Annotated in this window: 21 protein-coding genes; 16 read left to right on the top strand and 5 right to left on the bottom strand. The window is 61.1% G+C overall.

Features of this window, described 5'->3' with window-relative positions; all coding sequences use genetic code 11:
* Positions 1–55: 55 nt before the first annotated feature.
* Entirely contained in the window at positions 56–1,450 is a 1,395-nt protein-coding gene (locus FRZ40_RS16010; RefSeq protein ID WP_147234677.1) for a phosphomannomutase/phosphoglucomutase, read from the bottom strand.
* Positions 1,451–3,287: 1,837 nt separating this feature from the next.
* On the opposite strand from FRZ40_RS16010, the gene FRZ40_RS16005 reads away from it, so the two are divergent.
* The 3 genes from FRZ40_RS16005 to FRZ40_RS15995 all read left to right on the top strand — a co-directional run bounded on the left by FRZ40_RS16005 (position 3,288) and on the right by FRZ40_RS15995 (position 5,728).
* The gene (locus FRZ40_RS16005; protein ID WP_240057173.1) at positions 3,288–4,346 is read left to right on the top strand and encodes an integrase domain-containing protein; all 1,059 of its coding nucleotides are present in this window, start codon (positions 3,288–3,290) and stop codon (positions 4,344–4,346) included.
* Positions 4,347–4,440: 94 nt separating this feature from the next.
* Positions 4,441–4,863 carry a hypothetical protein gene (locus FRZ40_RS16000; RefSeq protein WP_240057172.1) on the top strand — a complete coding sequence of 141 codons (423 nt, stop codon included), beginning with the start codon at positions 4,441–4,443 and terminating at the stop codon, positions 4,861–4,863.
* 58 nt (positions 4,864–4,921) lie between these two features.
* Positions 4,922–5,728 (top strand): hypothetical protein, encoded by an 807-nt coding sequence (locus FRZ40_RS15995; RefSeq protein WP_147234674.1) that lies wholly within the window; start codon positions 4,922–4,924, stop codon positions 5,726–5,728.
* Between the two features lie 260 nt (positions 5,729–5,988).
* Here the strand turns inward: FRZ40_RS15995 and FRZ40_RS15990 are convergent, their stop codons facing one another.
* Together FRZ40_RS15990 and FRZ40_RS15985 are read right to left on the bottom strand one after the other, a co-directional pair.
* Complete coding sequence (locus FRZ40_RS15990; protein WP_147234673.1) at positions 5,989–6,420, bottom strand: hypothetical protein; 432 nt, start codon at positions 6,418–6,420, stop codon at positions 5,989–5,991.
* A gap of 587 nt (positions 6,421–7,007) precedes the next feature.
* A complete protein-coding gene (locus FRZ40_RS15985; protein WP_147234672.1) occupies positions 7,008–9,377 on the bottom strand; it encodes a TOTE conflict system archaeo-eukaryotic primase domain-containing protein in 2,370 nt (789 codons plus the stop codon).
* A 554-nt stretch (positions 9,378–9,931) separates the two neighbouring features.
* Here FRZ40_RS15985 and FRZ40_RS15980 point away from each other — a divergent pair.
* The 10 genes from FRZ40_RS15980 to FRZ40_RS15935 all read left to right on the top strand — a co-directional run bounded on the left by FRZ40_RS15980 (position 9,932) and on the right by FRZ40_RS15935 (position 21,539).
* Positions 9,932–11,194, top strand: a complete 1,263-nt coding sequence (locus FRZ40_RS15980) for an oligosaccharide flippase family protein (RefSeq protein WP_147234671.1) — start codon at positions 9,932–9,934, stop codon at positions 11,192–11,194.
* Positions 11,191–12,039 carry a glycosyltransferase gene (locus tag FRZ40_RS15975; RefSeq protein ID WP_147234670.1) on the top strand — a complete coding sequence of 283 codons (849 nt, stop codon included), beginning with the start codon at positions 11,191–11,193 and terminating at the stop codon, positions 12,037–12,039. Before FRZ40_RS15980 ends, FRZ40_RS15975 begins: the two co-directional genes overlap by 4 nt.
* 30 nt (positions 12,040–12,069) lie before the next feature.
* Positions 12,070–13,242 (top strand): glycosyltransferase family 4 protein, encoded by a 1,173-nt coding sequence (locus FRZ40_RS15970; RefSeq protein ID WP_147234669.1) that lies wholly within the window; start codon positions 12,070–12,072, stop codon positions 13,240–13,242.
* An 11-nt stretch (positions 13,243–13,253) separates the two neighbouring features.
* The gene (galE, locus tag FRZ40_RS15965; RefSeq protein WP_147234668.1) at positions 13,254–14,276 is read left to right on the top strand and encodes a UDP-glucose 4-epimerase GalE; all 1,023 of its coding nucleotides are present in this window, start codon (positions 13,254–13,256) and stop codon (positions 14,274–14,276) included.
* Between the two features lie 447 nt (positions 14,277–14,723).
* Positions 14,724–15,023 carry a hypothetical protein gene (locus tag FRZ40_RS15960; protein ID WP_240057171.1) on the top strand — a complete coding sequence of 100 codons (300 nt, stop codon included), beginning with the start codon at positions 14,724–14,726 and terminating at the stop codon, positions 15,021–15,023.
* 621 nt (positions 15,024–15,644) lie between these two features.
* On the top strand, positions 15,645–16,700 hold the full coding sequence (locus FRZ40_RS15955; RefSeq protein WP_147234667.1) for an acyltransferase family protein: 1,056 nt from the start codon (positions 15,645–15,647) through the stop codon (positions 16,698–16,700).
* A 404-nt stretch (positions 16,701–17,104) separates the two neighbouring features.
* A complete protein-coding gene (locus tag FRZ40_RS15950) occupies positions 17,105–18,019 on the top strand; it encodes a transcriptional regulator (protein ID WP_147234666.1) in 915 nt (304 codons plus the stop codon).
* Between the two features lie 392 nt (positions 18,020–18,411).
* Complete coding sequence (locus tag FRZ40_RS15945) at positions 18,412–19,953, top strand: mannose-1-phosphate guanylyltransferase/mannose-6-phosphate isomerase (RefSeq protein WP_147234665.1); 1,542 nt, start codon at positions 18,412–18,414, stop codon at positions 19,951–19,953.
* Positions 19,954–20,988: 1,035 nt separating this feature from the next.
* A complete protein-coding gene (locus FRZ40_RS15940; RefSeq protein ID WP_147234664.1) occupies positions 20,989–21,246 on the top strand; it encodes a hypothetical protein in 258 nt (85 codons plus the stop codon).
* Positions 21,247–21,302: 56 nt separating this feature from the next.
* Entirely contained in the window at positions 21,303–21,539 is a 237-nt protein-coding gene (locus tag FRZ40_RS15935) for a hypothetical protein (RefSeq protein WP_147234663.1), read from the top strand.
* 531 nt (positions 21,540–22,070) lie between these two features.
* Here the strand turns inward: FRZ40_RS15935 and FRZ40_RS44045 are convergent.
* The gene (locus FRZ40_RS44045; RefSeq protein WP_158647004.1) at positions 22,071–22,244 is read right to left on the bottom strand and encodes a hypothetical protein; all 174 of its coding nucleotides are present in this window, start codon (positions 22,242–22,244) and stop codon (positions 22,071–22,073) included.
* Between the two features lie 525 nt (positions 22,245–22,769).
* On the opposite strand from FRZ40_RS44045, the gene FRZ40_RS15925 reads away from it, so the two are divergent.
* The 3 genes from FRZ40_RS15925 to FRZ40_RS15915 all read left to right on the top strand — a co-directional run bounded on the left by FRZ40_RS15925 (position 22,770) and on the right by FRZ40_RS15915 (position 23,710).
* Entirely contained in the window at positions 22,770–23,117 is a 348-nt protein-coding gene (locus FRZ40_RS15925; RefSeq protein ID WP_338048141.1) for a hypothetical protein, read from the top strand.
* A 71-nt stretch (positions 23,118–23,188) separates the two neighbouring features.
* Entirely contained in the window at positions 23,189–23,428 is a 240-nt protein-coding gene (locus FRZ40_RS15920) for a hypothetical protein (RefSeq protein ID WP_147234662.1), read from the top strand.
* 66 nt (positions 23,429–23,494) lie between these two features.
* Positions 23,495–23,710: a hypothetical protein gene (locus FRZ40_RS15915; protein WP_147234661.1), complete on the top strand. Its 216-nt coding sequence runs from the start codon at positions 23,495–23,497 to the stop codon at positions 23,708–23,710.
* Between the two features lie 498 nt (positions 23,711–24,208).
* Here FRZ40_RS15915 and FRZ40_RS15905 read toward each other — a convergent pair whose 3' ends face one another.
* Positions 24,209–24,394, bottom strand: a complete 186-nt coding sequence (locus FRZ40_RS15905) for a hypothetical protein (protein WP_147234660.1) — start codon at positions 24,392–24,394, stop codon at positions 24,209–24,211.
* Positions 24,395–25,604 lie beyond the last annotated feature (1,210 nt).

The following is a 25,604-nucleotide window of genomic DNA, read 5'->3' as shown; positions in this document are numbered from 1 at the left end:
ACAACGCCCCGAGGGCGATAAACCCCCAGGGCGTCGCAGACAACAAACAACAGACTCAGAACGGCAACTGAGCGTCTGCCTTCTCAGCCAGAATCACGCGCCGGAAGTCCTCTTGAATCCGCTTCAAGGCCGCATCATTGTCGGCCTCGAACCGCATGACAACGACAGGCGTGGTATTCGACGAACGAGCAAGACCGAAGCCATCAGGATACTCGACGCGCAAGCCGTCGATAGTCACTACCTGATCGGCATCAGGAAACTTCGCACTCTTCTGCAACCGCGCGATCAGTTCGAAGTTCTCACCTTCCTGCAGCTTCAGCTGCAACTCCGGCGTCGAATGCGAATTCGGCAGGCTGTTGAGCAACGCGCTCGGATCCTGCACGCGCGCCAGAATTTCCAGCAGACGCGCGCCCGTGTACAGACCGTCGTCGAACCCATACCAGCGGTCCTTGAAGAACACGTGGCCGCTCATTTCGCCCGCGAGCGGCGCGCCCGTTTCGCGCAGTTTCGCCTTCACGAGCGAGTGGCCCGTCTTCCACATCAGCGGCTCGCCGCCCTTCTCCTTCACCCACGTCGCGAGATTGCGCGTGCACTTCACGTCGTAAATGATCTGCGCACCCTTGTTGCGCGACAGCACTTCTTCGGCGAACAGCATCAGCTGACGGTCGGGGTAAATGATCTGGCCGTCCTTCGTGACGACGCCCAGACGATCGCCGTCGCCGTCGAACGCGAAGCCGATCTCGGCATCCGTTTCCTTCAGCGCGCGGATCACGTCCTGCAGATTCTCAGGATGCGCCGGGTCCGGATGGTGATTCGGGAAGTTGCCGTCGATCTCCGTGAACAACTCGACCAGCTCGCAGCCCAGCGCCTTGAACAGGCGCGGCGCGAGGCCGCCCGCGACGCCGTTACCCGTGTCGACGACGAGCTTCAGCGGACGCGCGAGCTTGATGTCGCTCGTGATGCGATCGAGGTACGCATCGGCGATGTCGTAGTCCTGATACGTGCCGTTGCCGCTTTCGAAGCGATTTTCGGTGATGCGCTTGTACAGGCCTTGGATCTGCTCGCCGTAGATGGCCGCGCCGCGCAGCACCATCTTGAAGCCGTTGTAGTCGGGCGGATTGTGGCTGCCCGTCACGACGATGCACGAATCGACGCGGCGTTCGCCGCCTTCGAGCTTGAGCGGCACGCTGGCCGCGAAGTAGCCCACGGGCGTCGGCACCATGCCGACGTTGACCACGTCGACACCCGCCGCGCGCAGGCCGTCGGACAGCGCCCGGATCAGTTCGGGACCGGAGAGGCGGCCGTCGCGCGCGACGACGACGGCATCGCCGCCCTGTGCGCGCACTTCGCTGCCGAATGCGCGGCCGATCGAACGCGCGGTCTCGGCGTCGAGCGTCTTGCCGATCACTCCGCGGATGTCATATGCCTTGAATATGGATTGCGAGATCATGGATTGGCTCACTTACGTGCAATGGAAAATGGGTTTGACACAGCGTGGTCATGGCACCGTGCCTTGCCGGAAGCGATCCGGATACAGCTTGTTATTGCGCTTTTCAGCGACGCCTTACTGGCGCCATTCTAATGCTTAGACGCCCCGCGCTCACAAAGTTGCGGCGTTGCAAGATCGGCCGGGCACGCCAATATCAAGACTCTATGCACCTCCCGTGCCCGCCGCGCGCGTCTGGACATCATGCGGATGCCAGCGCTTAAGCGGCTCGCGAATCCCGACGTCACGCGTGCTGTCGCAGCCTTTGTCTGGCCTGGGCTCGAGCCAATTGCGCAGATGGGCGTGAGACCGTGACTGGCGAATGCCCGGGCGTTCTTTGTGCGACGGCGCGTTTGCCAACATTGCGTACTCGATACGCTTTTGCTCGTCTTGCCACCGATTACACGGGTTTGCGGCGCGAAGAGTCACGTGCCGACCGGATTGTCGCTGGCCCTCTACGCTGGTTCACCGGCTCAGGGGCGGGAGCGCATCGCGCTCGCCCCATGTCCGTCCGTGCGCCGGTCAAGGCCCCTGGACGGCACTCACGCAGCACGCGAATAAATCACTTGACGAGAACCAGCCGGTTGTCATTTAATCGGCGCACCGTCCGCTCACGTTACGAGCATCGACCTTTCCAACCCTCCATGGGGGTAGGGGGCCTTTCGGCCAAAATTCTGTGAGATGCTGTTCTAGCCTTCCCGGGTTAGACCAAAGATTGCGAGGCTCCCGCGGGAGCCCGGCCACCTGGTGGCCTCGTGTTCGCTAGCCGGTCGCAGCATTGCCTTCCCGTGATAGCACGCGGTCTCAGCTCGCTTCCTGATTGTTCTCGCCTCCTGGCTGGACCTACCTGGTTCCGGGCAAGCGCACCATCCACCTGTTCTCCCGCGTCGCTACAGCGGCACTAACGGGCTTCATGAGCACTCGCTCACCATCTGCTTAAAACCTCAAGCCGCAAGAGGGAGCAACGGAATCCGTGATTTGAAACGCGGCTTCCCAGGCCTGTTGTCGCCATGACTGTCCAGTCTGGACAGCCGGACCGATGTTGTGCGACCGACAAGTCGCCCATTTTCCTTTAATCCTTATGGGCGCCAGACTCTGCCCCGAAGGGTTCGTGCGGCATTTCGCACGGAATGCATTTCTCCGGATATGAGCGCAGCGCACGTTATGCCTCCCTGTCAAAGAGCCTGTCCGAAGGCATGAGCTGAATTCCCGTTACAACGGGGATCATCCGCTTCGCTCGATCGCCCGCCTGCGGACGATAACAGGCTTGACCTGTTTCCCGGAAACGGTCGACCTCTTCGATCGTTTCGGTCTGCGACGCGCCACACGGCGCACATCAAGCTTTCACGTCACCACGCGTGATCCCGGTGTGACCCTGGTCACCCGAGACTGCGCCCACCTCATGCTCGCAATCTCGCGAGCGTCATTGCCCACGTGCTGCATGCACGCAAATACGGCCGGACATCGGAAGCGCCGCTCGGCGACGCGCCATGTCCGATCCGCTCCGGGCTCTCTCTACACACGCGCAGACCTTTCCACCGGTGTCATCCGGGGACCCTCAGCTAAACCGCCTCTGCCCATCACTTTGCGCCACGCAATACCAGCAGATCAACGTCGCACCCGCGTTGAGCCTGTCCGTCTCACACACGTGTCCTCTTCAGGCACGTCGCCATCCACCGGTGGCAACAGGGTGCCCTTATTCGCGCTGCCGCCCGCGCATAAGGTCAGTTACAGGCGGACAACTCCACACGAAAGGATTGCTATGGGTCGAAGATCAAAAGGCGTCAACCATGCCGCACAGATGAGCCGCGAAGCAGGCGGAAGCAAAGACTCGCAGAAGCACCGTCGCCTGCACTGGAGCGAGTTCTCGCGCTTCGCGGCCCGTATCGGTCACACGCTGGAAGCAGTCACCGACGCGGAAGACTGGATGCTCGAGTTTTTTGTCTGGTTTCTGGTGGCCGGGGCGATGAAGCCTGGCACGCTCGCCAACTACCGGGCGTCACTCTCGGTGATACAGGATGCGGCCGGACAGGACATATCCCACGCCATGCGCAGCCGGGCACTCAAGCTCGAGCGGCGCGACCGGCATGGCAAGCACCGCGCTCGCACACCGCAGGAGTTCAGCGAACTGCTCTGCGCGGCAGAAAAGCTCGATGACGGCGTCGTGCACGTGATCCGCCTCATGCGCTGGCTAGGACTTCGCATGCGTGAAGCACTCATGTGCGGAAGGTCGCTGGAAAGCTGGCGAGATCTGATCCTGCAGGGAGATCGACGCCTGCCCGTCGAGCGAGGTGCGAAAAACGGGCGTCCACGTCGTACCGAGGTACTGGCAGATCACGTTGAGGAAACGCTCGATGCGATCGACGCCGCGCTGGCGTTCTGCCGCGATCGCGACTTTGAGCTGATCACCGGCTGCCACGATGACCTCAAAAGCGCCAAGGCCCGCCTGAAGTCCCGGTTTGACCAGTTGCCGATGCGCAAGGAACTCGGGAGTCACAGCCTGAGATTTACCTATGCGGTCGATTTTGGCAACGCCGCACTCGACCGGGGTATACCACCCGTTGAGGTACTGACCCAGCTATCGGAGCGCCTTGGGCATGGCCCTTCACGCGTGAAGATGATTCTCGAGGTTTATTGCTGGCAGATCCGGCACCGGTTTCCCGACAAGATGCGGTTACCCGTCGACTTCACCCCTTTGAAGAAACCGGACAGGACGAAACCCTCATTACCCGCAACGGCCAGCGCGAGCGAGCGGATGCAGCCGGATAAGGGTGACGGGCGCAGGCGTCGATGGCCAGCGCGCGGCCGCCGGGCCGCTACGCATCACGCAGGGTCGCAGCGCGCACAGCGCCTCACATAGTTCGCACTACCAATCAATCAACCACCCGTCACAACCTATCTGCCTGAAGGAGGAAAACGAAGTGCTGGAATCCAGACTCTCAGAGGAAGCTCGCATGGCGCTATCCCGGTATAGCAGCGACAAGGCGACCCGGACACTGCTGCCGCTATGGCACCGGTTCGAGGCTTTTTTGCAATCGCGCGGCACCTTGCCGTCCTCCATTCCTGACATTCCGGAGGAGTCGCTGCGCGCCTATGCGACGTATCTCGACTATCAGGATACGCACGTCGACGATGCCCTGATCGCCCTGAGCGCCGTGCTTCTCGTGTGCCTGCACGCGGGCTGCAATGCCCGGGTCCTGCGCTCCATCGTCATCCCGCGCATTCGTCGGCCCATCAGGAATCGCCAATGGGAGGCTTTCCGCCTTCGGACGTACCGGCCGCTCGAATATTCGGAGCGTGCTCATAGCCGCAGGCGCCCTGTCAGGCACGACGCTTGTGCCGGCGAGCCCGCTCGCATCGAGGGCTCCGAAACGTAAAAAGCAGCACACCTGACACACCCGATTCGATATCTCCATCAATAAACTGGGAATGGCAATGACTCATCAGATTGTGGCTCACTTTCAAACCGCGAACAGCGTAGCGCAGGCAGCGGCAGCGCAGATCCTTCACGCACAGACGGGCGGCCTGCTGCGGAAACCGGACACGCTTGACGGGCAAGTTGAGCAAGTGAATAGCGCCCAGCGCGTGGAAGGCAGCGAGCTTGTGCTCGAGGATCATTACTGCACCATGATGACTTCCCCACGCGGAGGAATCATCGACGTCACGGCTGAGCATCGCAACGCCATGATTGGGTTCATACAGTCAAGGCGCCACGTGCTTACCGAGCTGAAAGCGATCATCGTGTCCGTCTCGCCGGATGCCGGATCACAGCAGGTAGCGGTGGAGACGCTTGCCGCGCTGTGCGCCGCAGGTGTTGCTCCCGCGTGCATCCGCATTCTCTCGACCGACGTTCCGGCTAACGCCCACGTTGACGTTATGTATGCACCCGTCGCTGATTACGCCCGTGAAGCGCAGATCACCATAACGCCCGAAGCTGTCCTTCCGGGATCAACTTCTTTCGCGAAAGCTCAACAGTTCCGGATGCCAATCGCCGCTGTCCTGAACCGCGCGGTCGATTTTGAAACGGAGCTGACCGCGGCGCGGATCAACGGTGCGCCTGAAAAAATTGTGCATGCGCTCGCACATAAGGTCATCGCCCAGCGCGATCTGCTGGGGACCGCAGACACGTTCAAACGCATCGCGGGCTCGCTCGGACTACCGTGCATCTCGCAGGACGAGTGGTGCGCCGAATGCGCGCCACCTGCGAACCGTAAGCGCGCGAAAACGGCGATTCCCGAGTAAGGGCTTCCCAAGCGGCGACAGGTAACAATGCGCCCGCCATGCGGATCACGACCGCGTTCACGCAAGGCCTGCTGATCCGCGCTTTGACCGGCACGCGGGTCACCGACAGTGCCGCTACGGCCTGTCACACGCGCGAGGCCGCGTCAATGGTCCGCTCGCTGCATGGGCAGCGAGCGGGCAATTGTCGCGCTGAACACGCCACGAGGCCCACGTGCAGGGTAGCTTGCAGCCAGCGCATCATCCCGCGTAGCAGCCAGCAGTCACGACGATGATGGCGTGGCCGGCTGCGGCTGCCCTTCCTCTCGCGACTTGCTGACCGGTACTTCCCAGCGGCACCGGTCGCAGCAGGACAGTCCGGTGGCGGGCGACGCCAGCGACCGCAAGGCGAGCGCGACGTCCTCCGACGTAACGGTACTGGAGCCGTCCCGCAGATACCGAAGGGCAGCAAGATCAAGAATCCGTTTCAATACAGCATCCGAATCCGAGAAAAAACGATCCTGCAGTGCGTTGACTATGCAGTCACCTGTGTGACGCGAGATCGCAAACAGATCGCCGGCCATCGTTCTGATTTTCGTGCGCACGTGCGCAGCAACACCGACGTCCCGTGGGTCGGCGCATCCCGCCAGGCAGGTGCAGCAGTTGAGGTTGTGCTGCGCCCGGCCGAGCCTTTTGTCCTGCGCGGGTGCGTTCATCGCGTGGTCTGCCGGATGTTGCTGTCCGTATGGTCCGTGCGCGATCATCCCTGCGCGCAATCGGCATGCAGCGCATAGGGACGACCGGCCATGCATGCATGAAGATGCGTCATCACTCGTCATTTCGTCTCTCCTGGTAGATGAAATCGGCGACCCGCCTCTTTCGTGAGGACGTTCGCCAGACCAGTCTGCGCAAGAAACTGCAAAGTCAAGTGGCGCCGTTCGACCTCGTCCACACGCCATGAAAATCGACGCGAAACGTTGCGAGCGCGGAACCTGGAGAGGACAGAAAGACCAAGCCGCGAGCCGGGAGTGGGCGTCGCATCAAGGCTCGGCGCTTCCTGGCGCGGCTCTCCCGTGGCGGTGCCGCACATCAGACATCCCGCTTGCGGATGACGCGCCACTGCCCCCGGCTTGTTGCGGGGTTGCAAAGTGCGAGCCGATCACAGGACCGCAGACCAGCAAGGGCGCGTCGCGCTTACGTACGGCAGCGGCTCTGCAAGAGGGCAATGCGTGCACGACGACGCCATGCTCGCCCGCCCGGACACGGCATGCAGCCTTTCTGCCCTGCGAGGGCGATGTGCTGGTTACAACAGGTCATCGGCCGGTCTCCCGCCTTCTATCCTGTAGCCCATCGCGCGATAGCCCGCCTGGCGCTTGTCCCACATGCGCAGTAACCCGGGATGCCCCCCGTCAACGAAATCGATGATCCGCACGTCAGCCTTTGTCGCATGTTCTCTGTGTAGCCGACCAGCGTACTGCTGAAGTGTGCCTTTCCATGAGATTGGCATCGCGAGGACGAGTGTATCGAGCGGGGGATGATCGAATCCCTCGCCAACCAGCTTGCCCGTTGCGAGCAGGACGCGAGGGGCATCAGCAGGTAACGCATCGAGTTCTTCGATCACGAGATTGCGCTGCCTCTTCGACATCCGGCCATGCAGGATATGAATTCTCGTGATCCGTCCATTCAGGGCCTTTTCGATGGCTGCAATATGATCAGTGCGCTCAGTGAGTACGAGAACCTTGCGCCCACGCGAGAACGCACTTTCAACCTCATTGGCAATGGCGATCGTCCGCTGAACGTCGTCGGCGACCTGCCGAAACACGTCCTGAATTCCAGCCTCGGCCGGCAGATCGATCTTGCCTGGCCAGACGCGTGGTATGACCTCGAGGTCATGCGGTGCTGTCGCCGCACGAACGACCGTATGCCGGATCGGGCCGCATTGCATGAATATGATCGGGTGCTGGCCATCACGGCGGACCGGCGTCGCCGTGAGTCCGAGGACGAACATGGCCTTGACCCGCTTTAACAGCGCCTCGAACGAAACCGCTGACAGGTGATGACACTCGTCCACAATCACATGCCCATAGTGTTCGACCAGTTCACTCGTCTCACCGCGTCGCGATAACGACTGCATCACGGCGATATCGATCTTCCCGCTACGTCTGGCCTTACCACCGCCGATCGTGCCGACCATACCCTTGCCGACACCCAGGAACGACTGCAACCGCTCCTGCCATTGCTTTAGCAGTTCGGTTCGATGCACGAGTACGAGCGTATTCACACCCCGTCGGGCAATGAGTGCTGCAGCGCTTACCGTCTTGCCAAATGCCGTAGGCGCACATAGCACGCCAGTGTCATGTCGCAACATTGCAGTGATGGCAGTCTCCTGGTCCGGTCGCAGCGTGCCCGCGAATACGACATCGAGCGGATCACCTGCGAAACGTTCGTCATGGATATCGCAACGAATATGATTTTCGCGAAGGAGGTCACGTGCTGCGTCGAGACAACCGCGTGGGAGCGCCACGTACCTGGGATAGTTTTCGGCGCAACCAATAATGCGGGGTTTGTCCCATACGGGAAAGCGCATCGCCTGCGCTTTGAAAAACTCGGGATTCGGAAAAGCGGCGAGACGGATCAGCCGGTTAAGTAAAGGCTGCGGAAGCGCCGATTTCTCAAAGTAAACAAGATTCGCCAAGGTGACAGAGAGCGCTTCCGGCATTGGGCCCGGTAGCCGGGTTTCCAATATCGGACTGGGCTTCCACGGTTTATCCTGATCTTCGTTCGCGACGAATGTGACATCGAGTGGATGTGTCCCACCCGTTGCACCTGAAATAGCCGTCTCGATGACATCAGGGGCGAGTGGCTGAAGGGATGCCAGATAGGCCCATTGATCGGCATAAGGTCGCAGTTGCTCATCGACGAAAACAGTGCAGCCGCGCTCGCGCGGCGTCTTCTGCAGTGGCAGTGCGATCAGATTGCCAAAGCCACCTTTGGGAGTCGTGTCCTGGTTTGGGAACAACCGGTCGTAGGATGCCAGTTTGAGTTGCCGCGTCCTTGCACACGTATGACTGATGATCGCGGTACCGAGGCGCCTCGCATCCCGGGCAGGTACACGAGATTCGAAGAAAATCCATATGTGAGCGCCGTTGCCGGAACGCGAGATCTCCATGGCGGCCGGCACGCCCAGTTCGAGGCAGGAAGACCTGAAGGCTTTCGCGTCCTCCCGCCAGTCGGCGTCGTCGAAATCGACCGCCAGGAAGCGGCACGTATCGTCAGCCAGCAAGGGATAGACGCCGATCGTATGTCTACCGGCAAGATGGTCATAGATGATCTGGTCCGATAGCGGTATCAGAAGCCGGTTGCCGCACTCTGAACATTTGATGCGCGGCTTCTCGCAGACGCCTGGTCGCCATTCGTTGGCACAAGCCGGCGAATAGCCCGACTTGCCAGCCTTGCTTTCCCATCTGATCGGATAGGTGTCGACGCGGCCCTGAAACAGTCGTCGGAACAGGGCGACCTTTTCATCCGGGTTAAGGTGCGACGACTCCGGCTGCGAAGAAGCGGCTGACGGGGGCAGCAGCGGCCGCGAATCAATACCATGCGCGTCGAGCAGAGCCCGAAGCCGGATATTCTCGATTCGCAGCTTTTCCAGTTCATCTGAGGCGGAGTTCATCGGGAATGTTCTTCGCAAGTCGTGCTCGCCGCGTCCGGTGGCCAAGTCGGGATGCACGGCGGGTACGGCCTGCCATGTTGTGGACACGTGAGCGCCCCGGCGACGCTCGGATGCATCGCTTCGCGCGAGGCGGCTGCAGACTCCGATCGCAACATGCTGTCCGGCAACTTCACAGGCAATGTTACCGCAGTCGAAAATGAAGGATCCCGTCGCTCGACGGAGCGCCGATGTTTCACGCCTGCCGTTGGCAGCGGCTGCACCCTGTTCGAAGCGAATCCGCCCAGCAGCCGGGCAGCGTCTCATCTGATGACGTCTTCCCTCTTTGCGCCATATGAAAACTTGAGCAATGCACTGTCGCGAGAGCATCGCGCCGTTCCGGAAGCCGTCCGGATTCAACCTATAATTGCGGTTTTTCAGCGACGCCCCTGGCGCCACTTCAATGCCTAGACGCCCCGCGCTCAGTCAGCTGCCGCATCGCGAGACCAGCCGGACACGCCAATTTCAGGACGACACGCACCTGCTACGTCCGAAGCGCACCTGCGGACATCATGCGGATGCCGGCGCTTAAGCGTTTCGCGAATCCCGACGTCACGCGCGCAGTCGCAAACCTTGTCTGGCTTGGGCTCGAGCGCCTGACGCAGATCGGCGTGGCGATCGCGATCAGCGGCGTGCTGGCACGTTATTTCGGTCCGGACCTGTTCGGCAAATGGCAGTATGCCAATACGCTTTTGCTCGTGCTGTCGCCGATTACATGGGTTTGCGGCGCGGAGATTCTCGTGCCGACCATCGTCCATCGGCCGCCCGCCCAGCTCGGTACCGTGCTCGGCAGCGCATTCGCGCTGCGGCTTTCGGTGTCGGCCGTGGCGCTCGTGCTGACATGGACCGGCATCGGCGCGGGCCTCACGGATCCCGTCGTCGGGGCGATGCTCGCCGGCCTCGCCGTGACAATGGTGTTCCGCGAGCCATTCGTCGGCGTGATCAACGCGTGGCTGCAAAGCATGACCTACAGCAAGCCGCAATTGCTCACCAGCATGACGACGGCCATCGCGAAGGCGCTGCTCGTCTGGCTGCTGGTGCGCGCGGCTGCCGCGCCGTCGCGCTTCGGCTGGCTGTGGGCGCTCGAATCGGCCGTGATCGGCGCGACGCTGGTCGTATATTACGTGCGGCGCCATCAAGGCAAGCTCGGCTGGCACGTCGAGCGCACGCTCTTGCGCCACTTCGCGACGGCGGGCACGGTGTTCTGGCTCGGCCTGATCTGCATGTACCTGTTCCTCAAGCTCGACCGGCTGATGCTGGAGCGCGCGATTTCATTCGCCGATCTCGGCCGCTATTCGGCCGCGCAGCAGCTGAACGAAAACTGGATCACGCTGGCGCTGATGCTGGCGCAAACGCTTGCGCCCGCCTTCGTCTACCGCATTCAGGACGCCGTGCAGCTGCGCCGCAACATGTGGCGGCTCACCGCGATGACGGCAGTCCTGATGATCGCCGGCGCGCTCGCGCTGGATCTGCTGGCGGGCTTCATCATCCGCCGCCTGTTCGGGCCGGACTTCGAAGAAGCCGTCGATATCTTCCGCTGGGCCGTATGGCTGTCCGTGCCGGCCGGCGTCGAGGCGATCGGCAACCTGGTCGTCCTCAAGTACCAGGCGAAGTTCGTGTTGCTGTCGAAATGGCTGCTCGCGCTCGCCGTCGCGTGCGTCGTGAATCTGCTGGCGATTCCGCGCTTCGGCGCGTATGGCGCGCTGATCGGCCTTGCTGTCGGCTATCTGGCCGCCGCGTCCGTCAATTTTTATTACATCCGCTATAAGCTGCGTCCATGACGTCTTCTTCATTCACGCCGCCCGTGACGCCCAGCGCGCACGGCTCGCTCGACGACGTCGCCGTGCTGATGCCCGCGTACAACGGCCAGGCCGACGTCGACCGCACGCTGGCCTCGTTCAGCGAGGACGCGCGCATCCACGTGCTGATCGTCGACGACGGCAGCACGCCGCCCATCGTCGCGCCGGCGCTGCCCAACATGTCGATCGACGTGCTGCGCATGCCGCAGAACGGCGGGATCGAACGCGCGTTGCAGGCAGGTATGGAAGCGCTTGCGGCGCGCGGCTTTCGCTACGCCGCGCGCATCGACGCCGGTGATCTGACCGTGCCGGGCCGTCTCGCGAAGCAGCGCGCGTATCTCGAAGCGCATCCGCAGGTCGCGGGGCTCGGCATGTGGACGCAGGTGGTGTCGCGTGACGGCGCGCCCCTCTTCATGCTGACGCCGCCCGCCGAGCCTCGCGCGATCCGCCGCGTGCGCTTCCTGCGCGCGTGTTTCGTGCATCCTTCGATGATGCTGCGGGTCGACGCCGTGCTGGCCGCAGGCAACTACCGCGAGGCCTATAAGGCCGCCGAAGACCTCGATCTGTTCCTGCGTCTGATGCAGCGCTACGACTGCGCGAACCTGCCCGAACTCGGTCTGTATTACGAACTGAACGAAGGCGGCATCAGCGCGACGAAACGGCGCCGCCAGATCGCATCGACGCTGCGTTTGCAACTGCGCTATTTCAATGTGCTGAACGTTTGCGACTGGCTCGGTCTCGCGAAGAATCTGCTGCACTTCGTGACGCCTTACAAGACGCTTCAACGCATGAAGAAACGGCTCTACGCGCCACGCGCGAGCCTCTGACGTGCGCTCAATCCAACCTGCATCGCAAGCATGAAGCAACTCATCGAACCCGCCGCCACGCTGCGCATCGCGCTCGTCTGCAATACCGCGTTCGCGATCTACCAGTACCGGCAAGGGCTGATACGCACACTCGTCGCGCGCGGCGTCGAAGTGACGGTGATCGCGCCGCGCGACCGCACCACGCCGCTGCTCGAACAGATGGGCTGCCGCTGCATCGAGTTGCATGTCGCATCGAAAGGCACGAATCCGCGCGACGATCTGCGTACGATGCTGTCGCTCTACCGGCTGTATCGGTCGATCCGTCCGCACGTCGTGTTTCATTACACGATCAAGCCGAATATCTACGGCTCGATCGCAGCGAAACTGGCGGGCGTCGATTCCGTTGCCGTCACGACGGGCCTCGGCTATGTGTTTATCCAGAAGAGCCGCGCCGCGCGGATTGCCAAGCTCCTGTATCGCTTTGCGTTCCGTTTTCCGCGCGAAATATGGTTTCTGAATCAGGACGACGAAGCCGCTTTTCACGAGCAGAAACTGCTTGCGCATCCCGAACGCGCGCGGCTGCTGCATGGCGAAGGCGTGGACCTCGACCAGTTTGCGTTCACGCCCATGCAGAATCGTCAAAATGGGTATGAAAATCAGCAGCGGGCAATTTCTTTTGTATTAATCGGCCGCCTGTTGTGGGATAAAGGCGTGGGCGAATATGTGGAAGCGGCGCGACGGCTGCGCGCGACGTATCCTCATGCGCGGTTTCAGCTGCTCGGGCCCGTCGGCGTCGACAATCCGAGCGCGATCTCGCAGGCCGAAGTCGATGCATGGGTGCGCGAAGGCGTGATCGAGTACCTGGGCGAAGCCCATGACGTGCGCCCGCTGATCGCCGCCGCTGATTGCGTCGTGCTGCCTTCGTATCGCGAAGGCGTGCCGCGCACGCTGATGGAAGCCTCGGCGATGGGACGGCCCATCGTCGCGACCGACGTACCGGGCTGCCGCGAAGTCGTCGCGGACGGTGTCAACGGCCTGTTATGCGAGGCGCGTAATGTGGACAGCCTCGCGGCGAAGCTCGCGCACATGCTCGAGATGAGCGACGACGAGCGTCGCGCGATGGGCGAGCGCGGCCGTGCGAAAGTCGCGCAGGAATTTGACGAACGCGTTGTCGTCGAACGGTACAAGAGCCTGATTCAGCAGTTGACGGGCACATCACTCTAAGGGAGCACAGCATGACCACGAAGGGCACGATTCTGGTAACGGGCGGTGCAGGCTTTATCGGTTCGCACACGTGCGTGGAACTGCTCAACAGCGATTACGACGTGGTCGTGATCGACAATCTCGTGAACAGCAAGCGTGAATCGATCGCGCGTGTCGAGAAGATCACGGGCAAGCAGGTCGCTTTCTACGAAGCGGACGTGCGCGACGAAGCAGTGCTCAACACGATTTTCGACAAGCACCCCATCACGGGCGCGATCCACTTCGCGGCGCTCAAGGCGGTGGGCGAGTCGGTTGCGAAACCGCTCGAGTACTACCGGAACAACATGGACGGCCTGCTCGTGCTGCTCGACGTGATGCGCGCACGCAATGTGAAGCAGTTCGTGTTCAGTTCGTCGGCAACCGTGTATGGCGTGCCGGAAAGCTCGCCCATCGACGAATCGTTCCCGCTCTCGGCCACCAATCCGTATGGCCAGAGCAAGCTGATCGCCGAGCAGATCCTGCGCGACCTGGAACGCTCCGATCCCTCGTGGCGCATTGCGACGCTGCGCTACTTCAACCCCGTCGGCGCGCATGAAAGCGGCCTGATCGGCGAAGACCCAGGCGGCGTGCCGAACAACCTGATGCCTTACGTCGCGCAGGTCGCCGTCGGCAAGCTCGAGCGGCTGCGCGTGTTCGGCGGCGATTACGACACGCCGGACGGCACGGGCGTGCGCGACTACATTCATGTCGTCGACCTGGCGCGCGGACATATCGCGGCGCTCGATGCCCTCGCCGAGCGCGACGCGAGCTTCGTCGTCAATCTCGGCACGGGCCAGGGCTACAGCGTGCTCGATGTCGTGAAGGCGTTCGAGAAGGCGTCGGGCAAGGCGGTGCCCTACGAGATCGTCGCGCGCCGCCCCGGCGACGTCGCGCAGTGTTTCGCGAATCCCGCGAAGGCGCTCGAAGTGATCGGCTGGCAGGCGCAACACGGCATCGAGCGCATGTGTGCGGACCATTGGCGGTGGCAGGCGCAGAATCCGCGCGGATTCGAATAACCGGCCGGGATGAACGTGAGGCGAGCGTCGCTGCGACGGCATCGACTGTCGAGGGCACCCCTCACGGCGACGGATTGCCGGACCGTTTCACGGCCGCGTACGCGGCCGTCGCAAACCCGCCTTCCACCTGCTTTCCACCCGCTATCCGGCCCAATGCCGGGTCGCCAGACCATCAGCGGATAAAGCCGCACGACATCACACAATGCCGGCAGCGATAACGGGCGCGACAGAAACGGCATCTGCCGCCATCGCACCAACCCGCTGACAGCACACAGTGCGATCGCTGCCCACTGGTAGCGAAACCCCGCCTTGCCGCTGCCTGCCAGTTCCCCTCGCCTCGCCTTGCCTCAAGTTTCTCGCGCAGTTGCCGAGAAGCGGGATATGACCGACATTTGCGCGCCATGAGGTAATGGACGGCGTTGGAATGTACGGCTATTCGCTATCGAGTTGCTCGACAAGGTAAAACCTGGCCGGTGGACGCCGGAAGATGGAACCATGAGAAATTTCTATAACAGCGATCTCGCCCGCAGTTTCGGGTACGGGATGGCCGTCTACATTGCAGCACAGACCTCCGCTCTTCAACACGGCATCGATGCCACCAACATGCGGCGCAGGGCGGCAGGCAGGCGTTTGCTTGAAGATGCAACCGTCGAAGAGGTGATTTCGGCGCTTCGTAGCAACGGTATGTTGCCCGCCCGTCCGAATGCGCGCGGCGCCGGTCTGTCGGACGCAGACGCGATCGGGTAAGCCGTTCATCAGTGATTCACACGCGACGTTGATCGACGTGCATCGCGCATCCATCCCGTCGAGCCGACGCTGCGCGCTGTGCAGCGAATGCTCTCGTTCCCGTCGCACGACAAGGCCGATAGTCGTAGCCGGCCGCTTCCGTTGTCCGCCATTTTCACTGCGCCGCGGTTCGCCGGGCTTTCGATCCGCTGCCGACGCCCATTCATCACATTAGTTGCGTAAGCAGTTATCTGTCCGCTGGAGCGCACTATTTCGCATCGGGCGAATTTGCCGGCCGGGCGTCTGTACGGCACCGAACGGTAGCAGTTCCGCGTAAATACTACCATCCGCGAGCGGACCGCCATGCGGCGTCCTTCGTGTGCTGCTTGCCCTTCCGCTGTCGGGAATCCGGCGCCGTTTCGACCTTAAGACGTTCTGCGTTCGTACCTTTTCAATATCACGATCGCAGGACGGAATCCGAAGCCCCGGTGACGGGGCCATGCGGAAGCGGCGATGCACGACTTCGTAAGTAGACCGTTAGAGATGCGACACCCTCAGCGTTTTTGTGACTGCCGCGACGGTATCGCATGCCTCATCACGCCAGGCACAGAGCGTCGGGAGTGACTGATCAATGGGTGAGCCATGCGCCGGCTGAATTCGATACGGATCCTTCGCGCGGTGACAGCGACGACTGTCGTCGTGCACCATGTCCTGATACAGGACGGTCAGGTGTTCGGCCAATTTCGCGTCGACGTATTCTTCGTACTGAGCGGCTTCGTGATTGCACTTGCGCTCGAAGCCAGCACGGTCAGCGTACGCGACTTCGTCGTCAGCCGCGTCGTGCGGATCGTCCCGCTCTATTGGCTCGCGACTCTGCTGGTGTTTTTCGGCGCCTTGCTCAGGCCTGATCTTTTCAATTCAACCACCGCCAACATCCCTGGATTATTGAAGTCACTCTTTTTCATTCCGTACAGGAAAGAGAGCGGCCACGTGTTCCCGATGCTGTTCGTCGGCTGGACGCTGAACTACGAGATGCTGTTCTACGCGGCTTCGGCGCTCGCGCTGTGGTGGTTCCGGCGGCGCCTGCCGTTCGTACTCGCGGCGATCACGCTGCTGCTCGCCGGGCTGTTCTTCGTCGCGAATCTCGTGCACTCAGACCAGGCGGTCGTCGCGGTCCTCGCTTACGACCGGATGCTCGAGTTCCCGTTAGGGTTCGCCGTATGGTACGTATGGAAGAAAGGGTTGCGCATTCCCGTCGTGCTGGCGGCGCCCGGCGCCGTCGGCATGTACCTGCTGATGACCTGGATCGAACAGGCATGGCCCGCTGTCTCCCCGCTTGTGGGAAATGGCCTGCCGACCTGCCTGCTGCTGCTGAGTACGTTGAGTCTCGAAGGCCTCGTGACAGAGAGTGCGCTCACGCGCGGATTGCTGTATCTCGGCGACGCGAGCTACGCGATCTACCTCAGCCATCCGTTCGTCGTCGAGGGGATGCGCAAGCTCGTTCCGAGAGTCGCGCATGGTTTCGACGTGCGCTCGCCAGCGGGAGTGATCCTGGCGATCGTGGTGGCCTCGACGTTCGGTTGCGCCGTCTATCGATACATCGACAAGCCGTTGCAGCGCGCCATGCGCCGTCTGATCAACGTCAAGCGACTCGTCAATGCGCCCGCGAGCAGCGAGGCGCCTTATCGTGCGCGCTAAGGTAGATGGGTACTGCGAGCGCGGGCCGATGGCCGCCTGCTTCCGGCAGTCGCACGGTTCTCGCCCGTCGATTCGTTTCGCGGCGAACGTGTGACCTCGACACGCAGACCGTCAATGACGAATCGTCGTCACATAGCGCCGTCGTTTCATGCATGCGACGGCAGCCGCGTGACAGGTTCAACGTTCGAGACACCCCGTGTAGCCGTGTCGTATGGAAAGGGTCATGTCGGCACCACTGCATTCACCAGAGGGTGTGCTAGCGCACCGAACGCGCGAAATCCGAAGTGTGATCGCCTTTGCCCCAGGTGTACGATTTCTGCAAATTCCACCCATTGAGTCGTGTTCGATTCTGGCGCTAACGGATCTCGTTTTCCCACGGCTACCTGAGTGTAAGGAGCGATCGCATGGACATCTCCCCGGATTCCGTCCTTCGTGAAGCGACATTGCCAGACAGGTGGATCGATGCCGATGCTGCAGTGTTTCGAACCTGTTTCGAGCGCAAGAGCTTCGAGGTCGCCCACCACCTGGCATCTCATCCTCGCTTCCAGCTCCCTGATTTGATGGATCTGACAGAGCGAACCTTGAGGACGCGCCCATCCGATCTCTATTACGACATGGGTGACGTCGTTCCCGGACAGAAATGGAAAGATACCAACCATGCGTTCTCGCCGATGGATGCATTGAGCCAGCTGGAAGATTCAAACGCCTGGTTCATCCTCCGGGACGCGCAAAAAGATCCCGCTTACACCGAGCTTTACCGGCATGCGATCGCCGAGGTCAAGGATATGATCGGCGGCGACATCGATTCGAAGATCAGGAACGAAGAGATCATTATTTTCATCACGTCGCCCAGGCGGGTGACGGCCTATCACATCGATCGCGAGTGCAATTTCATTCTCCAGATCCACGGGGAAAAGGATTTGTATCTGTTCGACCGGGAAGACCGGCAGGTTCTCCCGGAGGTGGAAATCGAGCGGTTCTGGACGAAGGACAATAACGCGCCGAACTATCGACCCGAGCTGCAGGACCGCGCGCAGTTGTACAGGCTGGCGCCGGGAAATGGCGTGCACGTTCCTGTCAACTGCCCGCACTGGTTGAAGAACGATAACAATATCTCGGTGACACTCAGCGTCAACTTCCAATTTGTCGACTCGATGCGAAAGGATATCTATCGCGCCAACTATTACCTCAGGAAGCTCGGACTCAATCCCTGTCCGCCTGGACGCAGCGCAGTGCGCGATCGAGCCAAGGCCATGGCGTATTCGACGGCTCAATCCGCCCAGCGGGCGATCAGATTGGCGCTGCACAGAGGCGCTTAGTCCGGGCTGCCGGTCGACGCGCGGAGGGCTGCTGCCGCTGAACGGCCGTGCAGCCTGGTCGCCCTGCCCTCCGTCGAGACGAGGGCATTTTGTCATCACGGGCAGAAGCGCAACGGCTGGGCGGGCACGCGAGGCACCCGGCCGCCGCGCAGACTCTCGCCGTCATTGCCGCGCCATCACCTGTGAGAGGCGAGAACCATCCGTGGCAGGCCGATGACGTCGTCACGCAACGCTCCGAAGAAAGCAACCTCTTCAAGGCCAGGTCTGGCGTAGCAGCCTGCCCGTTGGATCTTTGTGCCTCGACGCACAGAAATTCCGCGTGATGACTGGTTCAATAGCCGGACCTAACGGCGCTGCGTCACGCCTTTCGAGCGCGCGCCACCGGAGGAAAAATGAACGTCATTGCAGAAGCAATCACAGCGGATGTGCTCGCGGACGACTCACGGCCTGCCTGCGTCGTTCAACCTGTCGTGCTGGCGGGCGGCTCGGGCACACGCCTGTGGCCCCTGTCGCGCGAGCAGTGCCCGAAACAGCTGATCGGCCTGACAGGCGAGGAATCGCTGCTCGAAGCGACGTTACGCAGAACCCTGCGTCTGCGTGCGCCGACGCCGGATCATCCCGCGCCGCATGTCGTCAGGACGCAGCCGACGCTCGTCGTCTGCAGTCAGGAACTGCGCCTGCCCACGAAAGAGCGCCTCGAGCGCTGCACGAGTGATTCCCGTGTCCTGCTGGAGCCGGCGCCGCGCAACACCGCCCCCGCTCTGACGGTCGCTGCGCTCGCCGCGCGCGCGGCTGCGCCACAGGGTGAAGACCCCGTACTTGTCGTGATGCCCGCCGATCATCTGATCGCTGATACAGACGCCTTCGTTGCCACCTTGCAGCAGGCCATCCAGCACGCGCTGCACGATGCGATTGTCACCCTCGGCGTGCCGCCCGAGCGCGCGGAAACAGGCTACGGCTACATCAAGACGGGGTTCCCCGCCGACGGCCGTGGCGCGAGAACCATCGAACGGTTCGTCGAAAAGCCGGCGCAGGAAACAGCGGAGCAGTATGTCGCATCGGGCGAGTACTGGTGGAATAGCGGCATCTTCGTGATGCGTGCATCCGTCTGGCTTGCGGCGATTGCAGCGTGCCGGCCGCATATCGCCGTAGCGTGCCAGGCGTCGTACGAACAGGCGAAGGTCGACGGCGACGGCACGCTGCACATTGACCCTGCCGCGTTCGCGGGCTGCCCCGGCGAGTCGATCGATTACGCGGTCATGGAGCATATCGGCGACGATCCGCGGCTCACGGGCGTCATCGTGCCGCTGACGGCCGGCTGGTCCGATGTCGGCGCGTGGGACGCCGTGTGGGACGTGAGCGCGAAGGACACGGAGGGCAACGTCACGCGCGGGCGTGTGCTGCTCGAAGGCGCGAAAGACACCTATGCGCATTCCGAAGGACGGCTCGTCGCGTGCGTCGGCGTGACGGGCGTCGTAGTGGTCGAAACCGCCGATGCCGTGCTCGTTGCCGCAAAAGACCGCGTGCAGGACGTCAAGGCGATCGTCAACCGGCTGAACGCGGCAAAGGACACGGAAGCGAAGGTGCATCGGAAAGTGGAGCGGCCGTGGGGCTGCTACGACTCGCTCGATCACGGCGAGCGCTTTCAGGTCAAGCGGATCGTCGTGAAGCCGGGCGGCCGGCTGTCGCTGCAGATGCATCATCATCGCGCGGAGCACTGGATCGTCGTGCGCGGCACGGCGCGCGTGACGCGCGGCGATGAATCGTTCCTGCTCACCGAGAACCAGTCGACCTATATCCCGCTTGGCACGCTTCACCGGCTGGAGAATCCCGGCAAGACGCCGCTCGAGATCATCGAGGTGCAATCGGGCGGCTATCTCGGCGAGGATGACATCGTGCGCTTCGACGACCAGTACGGGCGCACAGGAACGTAGTGCCAGGCCGCGGCCGTCTGGCTGGATGCGGCGATAGCAGGCCGGCGATGCGGCGTTGCGAACGCCGCGTCGCCCAGAACGTCTGGCCAGATTGACGCGAGCCTTGTTATCCGGTGCAGCCGGACGCACGTGCCTGCATGTTGCCCGCTGCATTGCTGCATCTTGCACGGCCAGGCGCCCGCCCATGCGAGCCATACGGCTGCTGCATGGAAACTTGTCAATATTGGCAGCCGGCGTGAGTGAGTGTCGGTTCCCGACTTGACGGATGGCCCTTGCAAAGCCTGTCGTTCGATGCACCGCGCCTTCCCCCGGTGCTATGGGGCGCGCGCGTCGTTGGCCACAGACCAGCACCCTTGCGTCACCCTGTAATTTTGCGATTGGTCAGTGCTTGACCAAATACCACGTCACTCAATTGACCTTTCGATCACACAGGCTGCCCCTTGCCAGGAGATCAGGCATAGGATCACCTGCTGCGGCATGCACCGTCTTGCCGCCATATTCCCTCGTGAACCGTTCGCCAGACATGGGGCGAATGTCAGCCGTGCGAGTCGCCTCGCTGGTCATTGGCCCCGGCGCGGCTGAACCGGCTGATAGTCCGCGGCATTACGCCGACCCATCCGGGGTTACACCATCCTGGTGGCGCACTCTTTCCACAACAGGCGCCAGTGCGACGGTCGCAGCGTGATATCCAATGCCTGATCACCGAGACCGGACGTATTGGGTGCTGCCGTCCCCGCGACCAGAAAGTTGAAACAACCAAAACAACCAGCGTTTTCAGCATCCCTTCTGTCGACCTCACGTCGAGAAGCACAAGACGGTTTTCGAGAGTCTAAAGTCCATTCCACACCTCTGACAAATCACCACTTGTGAGAGGAGAAGTGATCAGCTTCGGTCGAGCGGCCCCGAAACGCTCGATGACGAGCTTGCACTCGTAAAACGACTCCCATGCAGGCGTTTGTAAAAGACGCGACGCATATCAGCTATTGCGCGTATAGTGATTTCACATGCCGCTCCAGGCGTGAAAAAGGAGCGCTCATGGAAAAGCAGATCTCCACGTCATATCGTGGATACACGATCGACCTCTTGGTCAAACCCAGCGAGTCCGATTGGACCGAGGGTCGTCTTCGGTACGCTGCTTCCTGGGTTATCTTTCCACCAGACGTACTGGTAAGGCCAATCGAGAGCCTGACGGCGCAATCCAGGTTTCTCACGCGTGACGCCGCATTGACGTATGCCGAGCAGACGGCGAGGAAATTCATTGACGACTGTTTCGCGGCCGGCCGCGGTGAATAGGTCGCAGTCTCGAAACCCTCATCCTCTACCCCGACAGGTCGTGCGCGGAGGCGCTCATGTTTCGAGTAATCCCATATCGCGGATTCGAGATCCACATAACATTGACGCCGGTTGAGCGCGACCTCTACAGCGTCACGTTTCAGATAACGGGGCACAACGTCAGTGCTAATAATGCGGACGGCGCGCTCATCAAAGTTCGCCATGGTCCTTTCACGGCGCGTTGGGCTTATCTGGTCGCGGAAATCGCTGGGCAAGCCGCAGTCGATGTCCTGATGGGACCGCAAGTTGACTGAGAAGAAGCATCTGATGTTCAGCACGCTCGGTCTTCCGGATGTCTTTTATGCACCTCTGCAAGATTGCTTGCGACTTGCCACGCAACGTCCTTCAGGCTATTTGCGCTCGCTTCAACAACAGCGTGCCTGGTGCGCTGTACATATCTACCTCATTCTTTGATCGACCTGAATTCGGAACCATCATGGAGAGCCAATCCTGCTTGCCGTATCGTGGATTCACGATTGACGTCAGAGTCAAAAGGTCGCCGACACTAGCTGGCCTACGCAGCCGGTACTCAGTCTCGTGGGTTGTCCTTGGCTCGGCGCCGTTGTCGACCGCAGTGGCCAGTCTTCCTGAAAGCGTCACCTTTCTCTCGCCAGACGCCGCGTTTTTATATGCAGAGCGGCAAGCGCATCGATTTATCGACAGGCACTCCAACGATCCGGCTGATGACACGATAACAACGTAGGTTCGACGGCTTCTCGCACTCATGGTGCAACGTCTGGCGTCGCGATCACTTGCTCCCTGGCGCCGGCGTGCGCCTGATGGACTTATTTGGTGGAGAAAACCCGATAATCGCGCTGCGCGGCGATTCTGCGGCCCGCCACGAGTTCGGAATCGCCTCTCGCATAGACGTTCGCCGTATCGATGGAGTCTAAGTCTTGTTCGCGCACCGTCAGATCGATGCTGAAGCCCCGATAGGGCGGGCATGTTTGGATTTCCATCTTTATTCCCTGTTCACGCCGCTATCGACACAGCGTTCCACTATACGCACATTAACGGTGTCTGTTAGACGCAGTTACGGATATTCGTGGTGTATTCGAAGCCAGGTCGACCCGATTTCCAACAATCCCGCAGCGCTGGTCGGTACTAACGGGATCAGCCAGCTTCTTCAAACCGCTAGAAGAGCGGCCTCACCAGCCGTTACCGGACGTGCTCATGTATCGAGCGCAGTCCGGCGCATTCTGTCGTATTGACCGATACGTTTGCGATGTGAGCGCGACGAATAACGCCCGCGCAAGATGCCTTGGTCCTTCTGCTTCTTTCCACCCGACGCTGTCGGTAACATTGGATGTGTCCGGTATAAGAAGGATCTTTCGCTGTACAAATCGAGCGAAGGGCGTAGCATGGGGGACGTTGATTGTAATACCGGCTGCTTCAATGCGTATGCAGGATCAGCTCTGGCATTCAAAGCGCGTTGCTCGTGTACGTCGCGCCCGAATGCTCCACTCTTGCGAGACACGCTTCAGATGCTCGCACCTCTCTTTTCCATGTTCTGCCGCGTATGCGCGGCCTTAAAGGTATCCATGTCAACGGCTTTTCGCCTCTATCGCGGGTTGGAAATTTATCCGCTGGTGTTTCCGCATCGCGCCACCCAGCCGGGGCGTGCACGCAACTACGACGGAGGGTTCGATGCTGCCGTACGTATTCAGGAGCCGGATGGCACCGGGCAGGCGTCGCGCAGCCGTACATTCAGGATTGCTGTACGTACGCCGTTCCGGAACGCAGGCGATGCGCGGCGCGCATCAACTGACTATGCGGAACACCTTATCGAAACGTGCCCGCAGGGCACAAACGTCTTCGATTTCACGTCTTGACTCAGGGCACACGTTTCGCGCCGGCGGACACGCTTTGCTGCGTCGGCTGTCGATCGAACAGGAGGATTGTGATGAGCAGAAATGACCTGCTGGACCGTATCAGGCTCGATGGCTCTGGCATCGTTGAGCGATTCTTACCGATCAACGCATGTGCTGAACTGGAAAGCGTCATTCGTGACGGCCGCCAAGAGGTGAATGCGGAGGCATGGATGATGTTCATGTCCATCCGGGCACTGCTGCGCGAAGACGGCATGGCAAGCTGCGAGTCTGACGGGGAGGCGGGCCAGATAATGGCGCTTCTGAACGCATGATGGACCTCTTATATCAGTATGTAGCTGCCTCCGGACGGTTGCGGCAACCTCTCGGGAGCTAGACAGATGCGTTTCAACTCCACACGCTTCATCATCGATCCCACACCGCGTCGAGCCGACAGCGAATACGTGGCGCATGCCCGGATCAGCACAAGGCGCGGGGACGGCAGTGAGTATGACATTCACCTGAGCGGAGATCTTGCCGGTTTCGTCGTGCGCGAAGAGGCGATCGCTCATGCAAAGAGCTGGGCACAGGACTGGCTGGGTGTATGCTTCGGATGATGTTCCAGCTTCTTACGCCCATCCAGTGCACGCACTGGGTCGACACCCGCGGTTAAGCGGTGTCGCCGTCATTTCAAAACTTGCGATGCACCTTAGGCAGCGCGGCGCGCAACAAGCCGCGCAACGACAACACGTTGCCTGCCTGGCTTGATGCAGCCTGCGCGTCGTTGTGCAACACCGTGTTCGTGTCAATGACACATCATGTGTATGTAGTTGCTTCGCGCAATTGCTCAGAAGACGGTGTATCTGTTGTTCGGGCCGCCTTTGTACACCGTTCTCGCAATCGCGACAATCCCGTCGCGGTTTCAGTCCAGATGCAGCGAGCAGCGACGGTTCGTCACAATCCTTGCCGGAGCCCAGTCTGGCAAGCGCCACATCGTCGATCTGGAAAACGATCTCGCGGGCATTGTCATAACCCCAGGAGCACAAGCAGCGTTTCGACGCGTCGTGGACACGGGTCGGATTTGGAAAGTTGGGTGCCGCCTTGGCCTTTCCCATTTATTTGCCGCTACACATATAGCGCCACTTGCCGGCATGGACATCGAGGCGCGCGTCCATCTCACGACGCTTCTGCTCGCGATCGCTTTCAGCCTGCTGTTGCGCGGCGACGCGTGCTCTCTGCTGGGTAGCGTAGTCGTTTTGCTTTGCGGGTGAGACCTGGTAGGCCTTTGATTGCTTTTGCATGCGGGTTCCGGAAAAGGGTGGGTGTGCTCATGCAACGGGCCAATCGGCCGGTCACTCTGGGTGTTTCGTTGCCTCTGCCTCTATGGCGGGCTGACGTTCCCCGCTTGCCTTCACGGGCTCCATCCACTTATCGGAAGACGCTGTGGCCCGCTCCATAGCGGAACTGCGGTCACTGAAAACTTCGCTGGATGCTTCGTCTTCGTCGCCCGGAGTTGTCACCATGTCGGATAGCATCGAGTCGGGTTCAGGCGTTCCGCAGACCTGCGGCGTTTTCCGCCTTTTTGTGGTTAGTGGCGAACTGTTGCGTCCTGCCCTGCGGTCAATGAGAGGCCGCGGCAATTGGAGTGGAGCGTCGCTTCGATATGATCGTGCTCCGGGCCATATCCAAGTGTAGTCCTATTGTCGGTTAGGCGCGATATTGATGATGACTTGAGCGACTGGAATCGGGAAATAAGCCTCCTAATTGGTATTTCTAACTGATGCGTCCGGAGTGAAGTTCGCATCGTCATCGACTCTGTGGCGGTCACCACCGCGCATGACCTTTTTGACGCCGAGCATCGCCGCGACTGTAAACTGCCGCACCACCGGCATACGGTGCCGTGTTGACAGACTTCGCTTGGTAACAGTCGGTCCAGGCCTATGGTGGCGGTGGCCGCGTACCGGTGCCCTGTGGTCTTCTCGCCTCCCCGACTGCGCTTGGGGGTTCTTTTTTGTACTGCGTCACGATCTCGATGACACCATCCCGTTCATCATGGCGATCGCGACTCGCAGCTATCGAGGCCGTGCATCGGTCGGGACGGCGCTGTCACGTTAAGTTGTTTGGTGCGCAATAGCGCGGAAGACACACGCTTGTTCCGAAAACGGACGGGATCTCGGGTGGTTTCAGCGAGAAGATGCAAAGCGGCGAAACTGCGGCGAGCTGTTTGCGCGGCACCGACGACTCACTGACGGCCAGCTGGATATTTCGGATCCCACATCGTGCGCCGTTTGGCGATGCCGAGGCGCACAGGGCATCCAGCGACGGTGCGAAGCGCATGATCGATATCGACGTTGACGGGCAGTCTGTGTGCCATTATGAGCGAACGGCGAATCAGTCCCATGCGCGAGGAAACGTGAGTGCAGCATCTATGCACGTGAAATTCTCCTACCCGGTTGGCTTACCTTGTGGATTCTCATTGCTGCTGACGGCGATACGACTGCATACGTCCGA

Origin of the sequence: Paraburkholderia azotifigens (assembly GCF_007995085.1) — a bacterium.
GTDB lineage: Bacteria > Pseudomonadota > Gammaproteobacteria > Burkholderiales > Burkholderiaceae > Paraburkholderia > Paraburkholderia azotifigens.
Note: the sequence above shows the minus strand (reverse complement) of the source record. Positions and strands in the feature narration are given on the sequence as shown.

Bases quoted from the DNA above. Each gene is read 5' to 3' on its own strand.
- FRZ40_RS16010 (WP_147234677.1), bottom strand. From the start codon at position 1,450: ATGATCTCGCAATCCATATTCAAGGCATATGACATCCGCGGAGTGATC.
- FRZ40_RS16005 (WP_240057173.1), top strand. From the start codon at position 3,288: ATGAGCCGCGAAGCAGGCGGAAGCAAAGACTCGCAGAAGCACCGTCGC.
- FRZ40_RS16000 (WP_240057172.1), top strand. From the start codon at position 4,441: ATGGCGCTATCCCGGTATAGCAGCGACAAGGCGACCCGGACACTGCTG.
- FRZ40_RS15995 (WP_147234674.1), top strand. From the start codon at position 4,922: ATGACTCATCAGATTGTGGCTCACTTTCAAACCGCGAACAGCGTAGCG.
- FRZ40_RS15990 (WP_147234673.1), bottom strand. From the start codon at position 6,420: ATGAACGCACCCGCGCAGGACAAAAGGCTCGGCCGGGCGCAGCACAAC.
- FRZ40_RS15985 (WP_147234672.1), bottom strand. From the start codon at position 9,377: ATGAACTCCGCCTCAGATGAACTGGAAAAGCTGCGAATCGAGAATATC.
- FRZ40_RS15980 (WP_147234671.1), top strand. From the start codon at position 9,932: ATGCCGGCGCTTAAGCGTTTCGCGAATCCCGACGTCACGCGCGCAGTC.
- FRZ40_RS15975 (WP_147234670.1), top strand. From the start codon at position 11,191: ATGACGTCTTCTTCATTCACGCCGCCCGTGACGCCCAGCGCGCACGGC.
- FRZ40_RS15970 (WP_147234669.1), top strand. From the start codon at position 12,070: ATGAAGCAACTCATCGAACCCGCCGCCACGCTGCGCATCGCGCTCGTC.
- galE (WP_147234668.1), top strand. From the start codon at position 13,254: ATGACCACGAAGGGCACGATTCTGGTAACGGGCGGTGCAGGCTTTATC.
- FRZ40_RS15955 (WP_147234667.1), top strand. From the start codon at position 15,645: ATGCGCCGGCTGAATTCGATACGGATCCTTCGCGCGGTGACAGCGACG.
- FRZ40_RS15950 (WP_147234666.1), top strand. From the start codon at position 17,105: ATGGACATCTCCCCGGATTCCGTCCTTCGTGAAGCGACATTGCCAGAC.
- FRZ40_RS15945 (WP_147234665.1), top strand. From the start codon at position 18,412: ATGAACGTCATTGCAGAAGCAATCACAGCGGATGTGCTCGCGGACGAC.
- FRZ40_RS15940 (WP_147234664.1), top strand. From the start codon at position 20,989: ATGGAAAAGCAGATCTCCACGTCATATCGTGGATACACGATCGACCTC.
- FRZ40_RS15935 (WP_147234663.1), top strand. From the start codon at position 21,303: ATGTTTCGAGTAATCCCATATCGCGGATTCGAGATCCACATAACATTG.
- FRZ40_RS44045 (WP_158647004.1), bottom strand. From the start codon at position 22,244: ATGGAAATCCAAACATGCCCGCCCTATCGGGGCTTCAGCATCGATCTG.
- FRZ40_RS15925 (WP_338048141.1), top strand. From the start codon at position 22,770: ATGCTCGCACCTCTCTTTTCCATGTTCTGCCGCGTATGCGCGGCCTTA.
- FRZ40_RS15920 (WP_147234662.1), top strand. From the start codon at position 23,189: ATGAGCAGAAATGACCTGCTGGACCGTATCAGGCTCGATGGCTCTGGC.
- FRZ40_RS15915 (WP_147234661.1), top strand. From the start codon at position 23,495: ATGCGTTTCAACTCCACACGCTTCATCATCGATCCCACACCGCGTCGA.
- FRZ40_RS15905 (WP_147234660.1), bottom strand. From the start codon at position 24,394: ATGCAAAAGCAATCAAAGGCCTACCAGGTCTCACCCGCAAAGCAAAAC.